The organism is Echinicola soli, from assembly GCF_006575665.1.
Classification (GTDB): domain Bacteria; phylum Bacteroidota; class Bacteroidia; order Cytophagales; family Cyclobacteriaceae; genus Echinicola; species Echinicola soli.
The window spans coordinates 1,106,551-1,119,807 of the sequence record NZ_CP041253.1; the positions used below are offsets into that span (position 1 = coordinate 1,106,551).

11 protein-coding genes are annotated in these 13,257 nt (G+C 43.1%); 5 read left to right on the top strand and 6 right to left on the bottom strand.

Annotated elements, in window-relative coordinates; translation table 11 throughout:
• Positions 1–29 precede the first annotated feature (29 nt).
• From FKX85_RS04590 to FKX85_RS04605, 4 genes are all read left to right on the top strand, one after another.
• Positions 30–800, top strand: a complete 771-nt coding sequence (locus FKX85_RS04590; RefSeq protein WP_141613611.1) for a phosphosulfolactate synthase — start codon at positions 30–32, stop codon at positions 798–800.
• A 52-nt stretch (positions 801–852) separates the two neighbouring features.
• A complete protein-coding gene (locus FKX85_RS04595; RefSeq protein WP_141613612.1) occupies positions 853–1,788 on the top strand; it encodes a DUF368 domain-containing protein in 936 nt (311 codons plus the stop codon).
• Complete coding sequence (locus tag FKX85_RS04600) at positions 1,785–2,525, top strand: shikimate dehydrogenase family protein (protein WP_141613613.1); 741 nt, start codon at positions 1,785–1,787, stop codon at positions 2,523–2,525. The genes FKX85_RS04595 and FKX85_RS04600 overlap by 4 nt, the downstream gene beginning before the upstream one ends.
• A 232-nt stretch (positions 2,526–2,757) precedes the next feature.
• Positions 2,758–4,008: a pyridoxal-dependent decarboxylase gene (locus tag FKX85_RS04605; RefSeq protein ID WP_141613614.1), complete on the top strand. Its 1,251-nt coding sequence runs from the start codon at positions 2,758–2,760 to the stop codon at positions 4,006–4,008.
• A gap of 168 nt (positions 4,009–4,176) precedes the next feature.
• On the opposite strand, the gene FKX85_RS04610 is transcribed toward FKX85_RS04605, so the two are convergent.
• Complete coding sequence (locus tag FKX85_RS04610; protein ID WP_141613615.1) at positions 4,177–6,957, bottom strand: glycoside hydrolase family 2 protein; 2,781 nt, start codon at positions 6,955–6,957, stop codon at positions 4,177–4,179.
• Positions 6,958–7,195: 238 nt separating this feature from the next.
• On the opposite strand from FKX85_RS04610, the gene FKX85_RS04615 reads away from it, so the two are divergent.
• Positions 7,196–8,563, top strand: coding sequence for a PhoH family protein (locus tag FKX85_RS04615; protein WP_141613616.1), 1,368 nt, complete (start codon positions 7,196–7,198; stop codon positions 8,561–8,563).
• A gap of 49 nt (positions 8,564–8,612) precedes the next feature.
• On the opposite strand, the gene FKX85_RS04620 is transcribed toward FKX85_RS04615, so the two are convergent.
• The 5 genes from FKX85_RS04620 to FKX85_RS04640 all read right to left on the bottom strand — a co-directional run bounded on the left by FKX85_RS04620 (position 8,613) and on the right by FKX85_RS04640 (position 13,244).
• Entirely contained in the window at positions 8,613–9,065 is a 453-nt protein-coding gene (locus FKX85_RS04620) for a hypothetical protein (protein WP_141613617.1), read from the bottom strand.
• A 6-nt stretch (positions 9,066–9,071) separates the two neighbouring features.
• Positions 9,072–10,373 (bottom strand): AAA family ATPase, encoded by a 1,302-nt coding sequence (locus tag FKX85_RS04625; RefSeq protein WP_141613618.1) that lies wholly within the window; start codon positions 10,371–10,373, stop codon positions 9,072–9,074.
• A 160-nt stretch (positions 10,374–10,533) separates the two neighbouring features.
• The gene (locus tag FKX85_RS04630; protein ID WP_141613619.1) at positions 10,534–11,286 is read right to left on the bottom strand and encodes a LytR/AlgR family response regulator transcription factor; all 753 of its coding nucleotides are present in this window, start codon (positions 11,284–11,286) and stop codon (positions 10,534–10,536) included.
• Positions 11,287–11,429: 143 nt separating this feature from the next.
• Positions 11,430–12,173 (bottom strand): LytR/AlgR family response regulator transcription factor, encoded by a 744-nt coding sequence (locus FKX85_RS04635; RefSeq protein WP_141613620.1) that lies wholly within the window; start codon positions 12,171–12,173, stop codon positions 11,430–11,432.
• 18 nt (positions 12,174–12,191) lie between these two features.
• Complete coding sequence (locus tag FKX85_RS04640) at positions 12,192–13,244, bottom strand: sensor histidine kinase (protein WP_141613621.1); 1,053 nt, start codon at positions 13,242–13,244, stop codon at positions 12,192–12,194.
• Positions 13,245–13,257 lie beyond the last annotated feature (13 nt).

Consider the following 13,257-nt stretch of genomic DNA (forward strand, 5'->3'; position numbering starts at 1 on the left):
CGAGTACTATTTACCTAAAATTTTAGAGAATGAATTACGTGCTGAAGAACGTACCCGTACGTACTGAGAAACCACGAACTACCGGATACACAATGGCTATGGACAAAGGTCTTAGCCTAAGAGAAGTAGAAGACTTCATCGATTCCTGCGGAGATTATGTAGATATTGTAAAATTGGGATGGGCTACTTCCTATGTCACCAAAAACCTGAGCCAGAAACTTCAGATTTATAAAGATGCCGGTATACCTGTATATTTGGGAGGCACGCTATTCGAAGCATTTGTGATCAGAGGGCAATTCGAAGATTACCAAAGAGTATTGGACAAGTTTGACCTTGCTTACGCGGAAGTTTCCGATGGATCGATCACACTGGATCATGATAAGAAGTGTGAATATATCCGCATCCTATCCAAGGATGTAACCGTACTTTCGGAAGTAGGCTCTAAGGATGCCGCTAAAATCATCCCTCCATACAAATGGATAGAGCAGATGCAGCAAGAACTGGATGCCGGTGCCTGGAAGGTGATCGGTGAATCCCGTGAAGCTGGTAACGTAGGACTTTTCCGTGACTCCGGAGAAGTGAGACAGGGGCTTGTGGAAGAAATTCTGACCAAAATACCAGAGGAAAAAATCCTTTGGGAGGCTCCCCAAAAGGCTCAGCAAGTGTGGTTCATCAAACTACTCGGTGCCAATGTCAATCTAGGAAATATTGCACCAAATGAAATCATACCATTGGAGACGATCCGATTAGGGCTTAGGGGAGACACCTTTGATCATTTCCTCGATATGGCCAACGTATAGAATTAATCTTGGCGACTGTAGCATACTGCAGTCGCTTTCTTTTAATTAATACATGAGACACACCAAACATTACCTCCTGACGTTCCTGAAAGGGATGGGCATGGGTGCGGCAGATATTGTACCGGGCGTTTCCGGTGGGACCATTGCCCTGATTACCGGCATTTACGAGACATTGCTGGATAGCATCAAGTCGATCGATTTGGATGCGCTAAAGCTATTGGTCCGCTTTCAGCTGAGTGCCCTTTGGAAGCATATCAATGGTAGCTTTTTGGTGGCCTTGCTCTTGGGAATATTTACCAGTATCTTTACGCTCTCAAAGCTGATCACCTATTTGATGGATGAACACCCCATCCCGCTGTGGTCATTCTTTTGTGGACTGATCATTATCAGCTCTGTGCTGATCTTAAGGGACATCAAACGGTGGAATATCATGGTCATTTTGGCCATCCCTGTAGGTGCTTTGGTGGCTTATTGGGTGACAGGACTCAATCCCGTGGAATCACCCAATACGCTGTATTTTACCTTTATTGCTGGAGCCATTGCCATATGTGCGATGATCCTCCCGGGAATTTCTGGCAGCTTTTTGCTGTTGATATTGGGTAAATACGAAGCCATCCTTACAGCAGTGAACGAAAAGGACTTCCTGACCTTAGGAATATTTGCAGTGGGATGCTTGGTCGGACTGTTGTCTTTCTCAAGACTGATCAGTTGGCTGCTGAAAAACCACCATGCAGTGACCATTGCAGTGCTTTCGGGCTTTATGCTCGGATCAATCAATAAGATCTGGCCATGGAAAAAAGTAGTAAGCTTTAGGATTTCCAGCAGCGGGGAGCAAAAGCCCTTCATCACTGAAAACCTATTGCCCAACCATTACCTGGCAGAAACGGGCAGTGAGCCAATGTTCTTTATTGGTCTTTTGGCTTTTCTGTTTGGCATTCTGCTCGTCATTGGATTGGAGAGAATGGCATTTTATTTAAAAAAGAAATGAGAAAATTCGGACTTATCGGTTATCCTTTAAAACACTCATTCTCCGGAAAATACTTTGCGGAGAAGTTTGAGCGTGAAGGCATTCATGACTGTCAGTACGACTTATATGAAATTGATACCATCAGCAAATTCCCGGAATTGATCAAAAACAATCCGGAGCTGGAAGGTGTCAATGTCACCATTCCTTATAAAGAACAAGTTATTCCTTATCTCGATGAACTGGAGCCGGGCTGTAAAGCAATCGGTGCCGTTAATTGCATCAAGGCCAAAGAAGGCAAACTCATCGGATACAATACAGACTACATCGGCTTCAAAGCATCGCTGGATGCATGGCTGGAAGGCCAGCGTCCAAAAGCCCTGATCCTAGGCACAGGTGGCGCGTCCAAGGCCGTAAAACAGGCCCTTGAAGCCCTTGAGATGCCCTATCTCATGGTGTCCCGAAATGCCAATGGCCAAAAAGGGCAAATCACTTATGATGACCTCATCAAAAACGAACAATACCTTCAAGAATACTTTTTGATCGTCAACACCACCCCATTGGGAACATTCCCCAACACGGAAGAAATGCCTGATATTCCGGTCAGCCAGATCGGAAGCGAACACAAGGTGTATGACTTGGTTTACAATCCAGAAAAAACTTTCTTAATGCGGTCCCTGGAGGCACGTGGTGCAGTAGTAAAAAATGGTTTGGAAATGCTCCAACTTCAGGCAGAAGCTGCCTGGAAGATTTGGAACTAGATAGAAGGTTAGAGGCCATTGCAACTGGGATCATGAACTGGTGGTACCAGGCCGCTGAAGCACATACATTCGAATATGAAGTCTGTCCTTCAGCCCTATGGGTCCCAAAGTACTGAGTCCACTTCCTGTCTAGAGAATAAGGTAGTTTGGAGATAGTGTCACCCCGTGGCATCCTACCCGCCACAAACTACCTTGTAACATTCTAACCATTCAAAACTTACAACATCAAACCATGTTCTGGAAAAAATTATCGCACGAAGAAGTAAAAAAAGCCGTATTTGAGGCATTAGATCAAAATCATAACTATAGAGGAGAATATCCTGCACTCGGTGTGCCGGGGACTTATTTGGACACGACGGAATTCTATCATGACGCACCGTTTCTGAAAGATGCGCCTTTCATGTCTGTCATGGTCCGAAACCCCAACCATATCGGGATCCACACCTTGAGTGAGGAATCTGTACTTGACCTGTTTCAGGGCACCCAAAAAATCGAGCGGGAGCTGATCAACTTGGTAGCTGAGGAAGTCTTTACCGGGGAAAAAGGCCAACAGGATGGCTATGTGGCCACAGGAGGTACGGAAGCCAATATCCAGGCCATGTGGGTCTACCGTAATTTCTTCAAAGCAGAATTCGGTGCCAAGACAGAAGAAATCGCCGTGGTATACTCCAGCGATTCACACTATTCCATGCCCAAAGGTGCCAACCTGCTCAACCTCCACAATATCATCCTGGATGTGGATGAGGAGACGCGCCAGATTACCCAAGAGTCCCTGGAAAACAGTATCGCTGAAGCAAAGGAAAATGGCATTAACTATTTCATCGTCATTTCCAACCTCTCCACGACCATGTTTGGTTCCGTGGATGATGTCAACCGCCTGGGCGATTTCTTCACCAATGCCAATGTGACGTTCAGAATTCACGTGGACGCCGCCTATGGGGGGTTTATCTATCCCTTTACTGATGAAGAAAGTGCTTATACGTTTAAAAATCCATATATCACTTCATTTGCCAGTGATGGCCATAAAATGCTCCAAACGCCGTATGGCACAGGGCTGTTTTTGATCCGGAAGGGGTATATCCATCACGTGTGCACGGAGGAAGCTCAGTACATTCCCGGGAAGGACTACACGCTATGTGGGTCCAGGTCAGGAGCCAATGCCGTGTCCATGTGGATGATCCTAAAAATCCACGGTTCTGAAGGATGGAAATATAAAATGGCCTCGCTCTGTGACCGTACCGAAAGGATCTGTACCAGACTGGACCGGATGGGCGTGAAATACTTCCGAAACCCGCACTTGAACATCATTACCATCAAATCTGAATTTGTGTCGCCTAGAATAGCCAAGAAGTACAATCTCGTGGCGGACAGCTATGAGTTTACCCCAAAGTGGTATAAAATCGTAGTCATGCACCACGTTAGGCAAGGTATCTTGGACAGCTTCCTGATGGACCTGGAAGGGGAATTGGTAAGCAAAAACTAACCAATAACAGTATCAAAAGTCGTCATCGCGATAAGGAGGAAGCAATTTCGTATAATTTAAATAAGATTGCTTCACACCGCTGCTCTCCGTTCGCGATGACGGCTTTTTTATGCTCATTATAAGTTGAGCTCAGTTTATGAGGGAACACTTATCCTATAATCTCTCCAGTTACCTGAAGTCAAACCATAAGGTGATCGGATAGTCCCGGTCACCATGATGGCTCACGATCCTTCGATCATAAGACGATGGCCCCATGTCCTTTGCGGAGTGGAACTTGGTGCCAATTGCAGGGATCTTATAAAGGAAAGATAAATCGCCCTCCGGAAAAGGCACTCTCAAGCCATCTGTGATGTAAGGAGATTCTGCCGGTGTAAACAGTCGGAAAAACAATCCAGGGCTCTCTGTGTAGACACTGAAATCTCCACTATCAGTACTTAACCGGTAAGCAAACATATCGGCATGATAGCCTTTAAATTCTGGATATTCCAACTTGCCCAATGAGCTGTATCCTGTGACCGTATTGTTATAATCCTTTTGCCACGCTCCAAACCGGGCTCCTCTAAGACGGTTTTGCCAGACGCGGTATGGGCCATCACCGAGCCATTGGATTCCTGCTACCTGCTCTTCGGGAAAGTCGAAATGGATGCCGACATACGGTTTTCCACTTTGACTCCTGTCTGGTGCAGCTGCCTCCACCTTGAGTAATCCATTCTGGTACAGCGTCCATTTTATGGAAGAAGGATATTGCTCGTATTCGACCTCTATATGATAATTTCCCTGCTCATCCTGGTGAACATGAGTTGCTTTTGAGCTGACTTCATTTATAAAAACCGGCCCTGAAAAAGGTATCACCTGACCATTCCTTTCCACTTTTTCCAAGGCATAATCTGCGTCAAAGTAAACCTTGACATTACCCATCTGAAATGTTCGCGTCCCCTGCTCAATGTGGATTGGCTCTCCAGCATCAGTATGCTCTGCCAGCTGCTTAAAAGTAAATTCAGCAGGGGATGGGATCGGCCAGGACCAGGTGTTGATCAGTCTTCCGGATTTATCTTTTACCGCCACTTCTAACCAGTCCTTGCTACCAAAATCCTCAGGAAGCTCCAATGATACTTGAGAGTGCTCTCCTGGTAAGATACTTTTAAGCGTGACCTCACCGCTTTCAGATTCCTGTCCTTCCCAATTCGTCAAGGTTTTGAGCCTCCAGCATAGCTGCATCCCTTCCAAATCCGTGTACAAGTAGTGATTCTCAAGGATGAGTTTACCGTCAAAGTGGGCATTCACCACCATGGGCTTGACCTGAACGGGTGACCAAATATCCCTGATGGTATAAAAGCTTCCTTCTTTCTCACGATAGGAGCCGACAATGCCGTCAGGAGCATGGTTACCATCGGCATCCAAGCTGTCTGAGCGGTCAGTTCTGACGACTGCCTCATCGGCGAAGACCCACAGAAACCCTCCTGCCGCACGGGGATTTTTCATATAATCCGTCCAATAATCATCTAAGTTAGCGCCATGACCACCATCATATAACCCATGGAGCATTTCAGTGGGCATAAAGATATTTTGCCCGTTGGAGAGGCGATTGATACCATCCTTGTAGATGGGGTAATGGAAGGTATCGACGCCGTTTCGGTTGAGCCAGGGATAGATGACGGGCCGTTTTTGGATATCCCATCGATGAAACCATTTCTCGTTGGCAAAATCCCAACCTCCTTCGTTACCATGGTCCCAGACAATGACCGCTGGATGGTTTTCATCCTTGAGAATGGTTTCTTTGATCACCTTGGGCCCAACAATGGTGTCATAGCCATCTTGCCAGCCCGTAACTTCGTCCAGGACAAACAGCCCCAAGGAATCACACAAATCCAAAAATGCCTCATCAGGAGGATAATGGCTCATTCTGACAGCATTCATGTTCATTTCCTTCATTAGCTGGATATCTTCCAGGTGATTGGCATTGCTTAGCGCCCTTCCGGTGGTAGGAAAAAAAGAATGCCTGTTTACACCTTTAAAAACCACCTTGGTGCCATTGACATAGATACCATCCTTATCCCTTAGCTCCACGGTACGGAAGCCTACTTTCTCAGACTGGATATAGACGGGTTTTTCATTGATCAAGAGCGTAAACGTAGCCTGATATAAATGGGGATTTTCTGGGTTCCAGGTTTCCACTTTTCCAAAGTCATGCTTTACTATGGTGCTTTCACCCTGGAGCGATGCGGTAAACTCTCCCAATTCGGAATTGGCCTGAAGGTCTGTGATGCGGACATTTACATTGGCCTTTTCCAAAGGGATGTTGGTAGTCAATAGTGCTTCGAAGTTTCCCGAAGCTTTGGCATCTATCGCAATTCTGGAAAAGTGGGCTTCAGGCAAAATCTCCAAATATACAGGCCGGAAGATCCCTCCAAAAATCCAAAAATCAGCTTGCCGCTCTGCCCTGTTCACTGATTCATTAGCGGAGTGTTTGGCCACTTTCACCTCCAACAGATTCTCCTGCCCAAACCGTACCAATTTGCTGATATCATACTTAAACTCATAAAATGCCCCTTGGTGTATTTCACCAGCCAATTGCCCATTGATTTTTACTTCCGTATCGGTCATGGAGCCTGCAAAGACAATATTGATGGTCTTGCCATCCCAGCTAGCTGGAACGGTAAAGGAATGCTTGTATTGCCCCGTTTCTTTGCCCAGTGTACGGTCTTTGCGGCTATGGTCATGTCCATAATTATAGATGCCAAAGCCATGCAGTTCCCAGTTGGAGGGGACAGGGATTTTTTGCCATTTTCCGGCTTTTCTTCCATTAGAAACCTTAAAATCCCAGTCCACAGCGCTGGCGGCATCTTTTCCGGAAAGGTATATTCTTTGGTATTCTATGCGCTCTTGAGCTCCTGCGAAGGTGATTGAATATAAAATAGTGAGTGCAAGCAGTAATAATTTTGATCTCATGGGATTATCATTTTTGACATGAGTGACCAATATAACTCATCACTCGGATAATCGGGTGATCTGATTCGAAATATGCAATTTTTACCAGTAAAAAAAGGCAGCAAAATCATTCCCATTGATCTCCAACGATTTACAAGCACGAGCCTGTTTTATCTGCTCAATTTTAGTTAAAAATATGGCAATCCCAGAGATAAATAGCTATCTTATTCTTAACATAAATCACTAACCTTTTTCGCCTATGCCAAGAGCTAAAAAAAATGAAAGTGACCGTAAGATCTTTGTTTTGGACACCTCGGTCATTCTTTATGCCCACAATTCCATTATGAACTTTGCCGAACACGACGTAGTGATTCCGATCACGGTATTGGAAGAACTGGATCAGTTCAAGAAAGGCAATGATTCCAAAAATTTCGAGGCGAGAGAGTTTATTCGATTACTGGACAAGCTTTCCAAGGACAAAATGATCCACAAGTGGACACCACTGAACGGGAAGACCAAGGGAAATTTCAAGGTCATGATGACCACCCATGACAGTACTGGCAAAACTGATCTTCAAAATGCCAATACGATTTTTGGGGAGGAAAAAAATGATCATAAAATCCTAAACGCTGCCCTTGACTTGAAAAACAGTGAAAATGGCCGCAAAGTCATCCTGGTAAGCAAGGACATTAACCTCCGCCTGAAAGCAAAATCCCTGGATATCCAGGCGGAAGATTACGAAACGGGCAAAATCAAAAATATCACCGAACTGGAAAGTACCGGCAAGGATATCCTTGAAGGCATCGATCCAGATGTAATCAATCAGTTATATGATAGCCATTCCATAGAGGCCAAGAAAGTACTGGGTACACGCAAGCGCAAGACCAATACTTATTATATTCTAAAAAGCGAAAAAAATTCAGTATTGGCGTACTATAATGGTGAGGAAAACACCATCGAGCGGGTAGATAAGAAATTGGCCTACCATATCAAGCCCAAAAATGCCGAGCAGACATTTGCCCTACATGCCATCACCAATCCCAATATCAAATTGGTATCAGTGCAGGGTGTGGCCGGTACCGGTAAGACATTGCTGGCTTTGGCGGGTGCCTTGGAGCAAAGAAGAGACTATAAGCAGATATTCTTGGCCAGACCGATCGTGCCTTTGAGCAATAAGGACATTGGTTACTTGCCCGGGGACATCAAATCTAAGCTTAACCCGTATATGGAACCCCTCTGGGACAACTTAAAATTTATCCAGAACCAGTTCAAGGAATCCGATAAGGAATATCAGAAGATCACAGAAATGGTCAACCAGGAAAAGCTGGTCATACAGCCTTTGGCATACATTCGGGGAAGATCGCTGTCCAATATTTTCTTTATCGTGGACGAGGCCCAAAACCTAACTCCCCATGAAATCAAGACTATTATCAGTCGAGCAGGAGAAAACACCAAAATCGTCTTTACTGGGGACGTTTATCAGATCGACACACCTTATCTGGACAGCCAGAGTAACGGTCTGTCTTACCTTATCGACCGCGTCAAAGAGCACCCGCTTTACGCCCACATCAAACTGGAAAAAGGAGAGCGCTCTGAACTCGCCAATCTGGCCAATGAGCTGCTTTAGGTTTTATCGCTTTCATAGGAGGGTAGATGAGAAATGTTTATTTACCCTCCTATGATTCATATCCTTGCAAAGCCTTGTCCAGTGACCAAATTTTTACAGCAAATGCTTGAAAAGCATTTCTCTGTTCCTCCCAATCTTGGATTATGGAAAAATCCCCAAAGCCAATTCCTTTTGAGGCAAACTCTGGAAATTTGTTAATGTTCAGTGATAAAGATTCTTTCTCAGGGAATTTTAGTGGTTTCCAAGGGGCTTGGTTGTCCAATGCTAGTTTAATTTGTTCTGCAAATTCAAGAGACTTAATCCTTTTTAGATCTCCATTTAATTGTGCTATAAAGTTTCCTGTTTCCACTAAGGTGGCATAGGGTAGAAAAAAACTATCTTTGTTCTTTATCCTATTTTTGAAGTCTTCTCTTACCTCCAATTTGTCTTGATTCTTGCCGGGAATGTCAAGAATATTTGTAATAATAGAGGTATCTATAAGCCAAATAATGGGTTTAGACATAAAAAATTATTTTATAGATTCCAGCCATTTGAGAGCTTTTTCGACTTTTTTATCAGAGCTTTCTTGGCTCTTTACAAAACGGGATAAAGTTTCTTTGGTAACCAAATCTCCAAGGCTTCCTTGAATGATGAGCTCTGGATAATCAGGTACTTCCTTAAGGGAGGTAAGCTTAGATGCTCCGTCTTTTTTGTCCCTATAGCAAAAGACCACATCTTGTATTGCATTTGAAGGAACAGCATCCATTAATGCAGGATTATGAGTACTCAGTAAAACAGTCAAATTCCTCCGTTTAGCAGTTTCCTTGATGTTTTTTAAAAGTACTTCAGCTCTGCTAGGATGTACTCCGTTATCAATTTCTTCAATGATGACCATTCCATTTTCTGGAGCGGACAGCAAAGCAGCTCCGATAGCCAATACTCGAAGTGTTCCGTCTGATAAGTTTCCCGCGTCAATTTCTCGTCGATATCCCCCAAAAGTCTCTGTCAAAGTAAGCATAACTTCTCCTCTTGGTCCTTTCAAAAACCCTATATCAGAAATATCCTGTTCCGGAAGGCTTTTAATAAAATCCAGTAAGAAAACTCTATTATCCGAGTTCTTTTCCATGAGTTGAAAAAGTACAGCTGAAATATTACTTCCATTTCCTAAGAGCCCATTGCTATCAATAAAACTATATTCACGCATGGACTGAGGGGATGGGTCTAAAAATAGAATAGATTTAAGTAGGCTTTCTGTTAATTGAGTGACGTGTGGAATTTTTAACCGTGAAGTTTTATGGCTTGGAGCAAATACCCCGATACGTGTAAGCTGGGTAAATATACCAAGCTGGTCTGAGCAGATTACCTGAGGTTTTTTACCTCCTCTTGCGAAATTGTTATAAGCTACCGAAATATCCGTGGCCATACTATTGGTAGGCCTTATAGTATTGTATAAAACTTCACCTTTGCTTTTATTCTCCATTGACTCATTGGATATGTGGATTTCTTTTTTATCACGAATATCCAAATCAATATTTAAATCCCATAATTGACCTTCTTTATTGTCACAAATTGTACAGCCAATAGAAAAGAAGGACGAGCCCTTATGTATCAAATCTCCGGTTTTGCCCCTGATAACTGTATCATTTTTATTTACCTCAAATTGTAAACTTGAAAGTTTTTGTCCTTGTGCTATCCAGCTTAAAAAACGCACAGCCTCAATGGCGTTACTTTTCCCTGAGGCATTGGCACCGATCATAACAGTCAATGGTGCCAGCTTCAATTCCGCTTCACGATAGCTTTTAAAGTTCTTTATTTTAAAGGACTGGATCATTAGTGCTTAATTTCACTTATAAATATAGGAAAACGAAAAGACGGCTTCAATTTAAATTGCTATTTATTAATTGATTTAGATTGAGGGGAAATTCTATTAACAAAAAAACCTCCAAATTGGAGGCTTTTTTTTGGGTCTATGATTTACTAACTAAAGTTACTTAACTCTCCGTAATGGTATTGAGCTTTGCCAAGAAGCTATTGTAGTATTGGCGACCTACCTGTACCACGGCTCCGTCCTTAAGGTTTATTTCCTTAGTGCTGAAGCTGGCGATTTGGGCAAGCTGGACAATATACGATTTTTGCACCCGCAGGAAGAGACTGGAAGGAAGTTTTTCCTCCATTTCTTTCATGGATTTGCGAATGGTATAAGTCTTGCTTTTGGTAAAAATGGACACCATGTTTCCGTTGGCCTCCACATAGTAAATATCACCATAATCCACCCGCTCATAAGCATTGTCGGATTTGATATAAACCGCATCAGCGACCAAGTATGGGCTTTCCGCACTAGGTTTTGGGCTGTCGGAGCTGGCACTTTGGTTCCTTCTATTATAAAGGACGATTTCCACGATCGCATGAATGTCATTGGTATTAAACGGCTTTACGATAAAACCTGCTGGATGAATACGTTTTGCCCGCTCAATGATGGATGGGTCACTGTAAGAAGTAACATAAACAATTGGTGCGTCCACCATTTGCTGAATGATCTCTCCTAGCTCAATGCCATCCTTGTCACCCTTTAGTTTGATGTCCATAAATACCAGATCAGGCCGGTATTTCTTGATCACCTTGATGGCCTGATTGGCGGAATTAGCAATATCAATATTTACGTAACCTAAAAGTTCGAGGATCTCCTCTATATTTTCTGCAATATCCGGATCATCCTCTACAACCAGTATTCTTTCTTCTTTCATGTTATCGTATGGTTGGTCTATGTTAGGTGAAGCTCATGATTCCTAATCATTTACATTCACAAATGAATTCAATTTTTTCTAAAATTTGGACTGAAAATGAGAATATAAATTTAAAAAAACAATTTAAAACCACCATTTTTTATTTATAAACTCATCATGTCTTTAAACCTTGCTGCCTGACGACGGCTGACTTCGATGCGATCTCCTCCCTTAAGCGTAACCACCAATCCACCATTAAACCAAGGCTCTATCCCATCTACCCAGCTTAGGTTAATGATATGCTTTCGGCTAGCACGAAAAAAGGACTTTTCGTCCAATCGCTCATCCAATGCATTCAGGGATTTGTGAATCATGGGTTTATTGTTTCCAAAATAAACTTTTATGTAGTTCCCATCGGATTCAAACAAGCGTACATTTTCAAGCTTGACAAACCAACAACGATCGCCATCTTTTACAAACACCTGATCTTCCAAAGATAGTTTTTTATCTCCGTCTATGGTAACTTTTTCAGTATCTTTGGTTAAATCTACTTTATTTTTAAGTTTGTTTTTTAGTTTTAAGATGGCTTCGGAGAGTCTGGAGGGCTCTATTGGCTTTAGCAAGTAGTCCAGTGCATTCACCTCAAACGCTTTGAGGGCAAACTCATCGTAGGCGGTGGTAAAAATCACGTCTGGCACAGCATCCATTTCAGATAGGAGATCAAAACCAGTCTTTTCAGGCATCTGAATATCCAAAAATATCACGTCCGGACTGAGGCTCCCTATCTTTTCCTTTGCATCATCTACATTTACTGCCTCTCCAATTACTTCGACATCTTCTATAGAAGACAATAGGTTGATCAGTTCTTTTCTTGCCAGTCTTTCGTCATCGATTACTAGTGCGCGCATGCTATAGAGTTTTTAAGATTAGTCTAATTTAGTACTTTGTTTTGGAATTTTAATTTCTGTGACCACAAACTCATTGTCAAAATTCCTCATTTTGAAGTAAGCCTTGTTACCATAGATTAATTTTAGCCGCTGGATAGTATTGGAAATGCCATGGCCGCTACCATCGTTTTCTTTGCGGTTTCCATGATGGCTAAGCTGTCCACTGTTTTTTACTGCGATGTACAAATCATCTGAAAGCCCCACAGAACACTGGATGTGAATAATGCCCCCTCGCATCAGATTCGAAATACCATGCTTAATGGCATTCTCGACAATCGTCTGCAGCATCATGGGAGGAATTTTATAATGATAGGCCTTTTTCTCAATATCATAAGACACCCTCAAGCGCTCTTCAAACCGGATGCTCTCCAAGTCAAGGTAGTCCCGCACAATTTTTATCTCATCGCTAAAATCTATCGTCCGCTTTTTGTCCATGATTAACGAATAACGCAGGATATTGCTCAGCTGGGTGATCGCTTCTTTTGACTTGGGAGGGTTTTCATCCACCAAAGCACGGACGCTGTTGAGGGCATTGAAAATAAAATGGGGATTCAGCTGGTTCCGAAGCTGGTTAAGTTTGACTTCGTTGATTTTGGCCTGATACTTCAGGGTAGTATTGTAATTTTCAAGAAAATGGTACAGAAAATACATCATTGCCCACAGGGCGTAGTACAAGAAACTGATGAACATATTGACCAGCAAGACAATCGGCTTCAGGTCTTCCTGCTCTCTCAAAATTCCAAAAACCCAGTTGATCAATACGGTGGCGATCACATTGGCAAAACTTAGCACCAGCAGTGCACAAAATGCCTGGATCAATAACTTGGACAGGTTAAAGTTAAACCAGTCCTTACGTTTAATGATGTGCCTAAAATAATGCGTGGACACAAAATAAAATGCACCAAGCGACAGGTACGCCCCTATCTGAACCGATGTAATGCCGCGGATCAAAGAGACAAAAAACAAGTTGATCACCGCAAATGCAGCCCAACCGAAGATCTGAAATATCCAATATAATCTGCTTCTGTCCATTCCATCCCAAATA

Excerpts from the sequence above, each read along its gene's own strand:
- FKX85_RS04590 (WP_141613611.1), top strand. The coding sequence starts at position 30 with ATGAATTACGTGCTGAAGAACGTACCCGTACGTACTGAGAAACCACGA.
- FKX85_RS04595 (WP_141613612.1), top strand. The coding sequence starts at position 853 with ATGAGACACACCAAACATTACCTCCTGACGTTCCTGAAAGGGATGGGC.
- FKX85_RS04600 (WP_141613613.1), top strand. The coding sequence starts at position 1,785 with ATGAGAAAATTCGGACTTATCGGTTATCCTTTAAAACACTCATTCTCC.
- FKX85_RS04605 (WP_141613614.1), top strand. The coding sequence starts at position 2,758 with ATGTTCTGGAAAAAATTATCGCACGAAGAAGTAAAAAAAGCCGTATTT.
- FKX85_RS04610 (WP_141613615.1), bottom strand. The coding sequence starts at position 6,957 with ATGAGATCAAAATTATTACTGCTTGCACTCACTATTTTATATTCAATC.
- FKX85_RS04615 (WP_141613616.1), top strand. The coding sequence starts at position 7,196 with ATGCCAAGAGCTAAAAAAAATGAAAGTGACCGTAAGATCTTTGTTTTG.
- FKX85_RS04620 (WP_141613617.1), bottom strand. The coding sequence starts at position 9,065 with ATGTCTAAACCCATTATTTGGCTTATAGATACCTCTATTATTACAAAT.
- FKX85_RS04625 (WP_141613618.1), bottom strand. The coding sequence starts at position 10,373 with ATGATCCAGTCCTTTAAAATAAAGAACTTTAAAAGCTATCGTGAAGCG.
- FKX85_RS04630 (WP_141613619.1), bottom strand. The coding sequence starts at position 11,286 with ATGAAAGAAGAAAGAATACTGGTTGTAGAGGATGATCCGGATATTGCA.
- FKX85_RS04635 (WP_141613620.1), bottom strand. The coding sequence starts at position 12,173 with ATGCGCGCACTAGTAATCGATGACGAAAGACTGGCAAGAAAAGAACTG.
- FKX85_RS04640 (WP_141613621.1), bottom strand. The coding sequence starts at position 13,244 with ATGGACAGAAGCAGATTATATTGGATATTTCAGATCTTCGGTTGGGCT.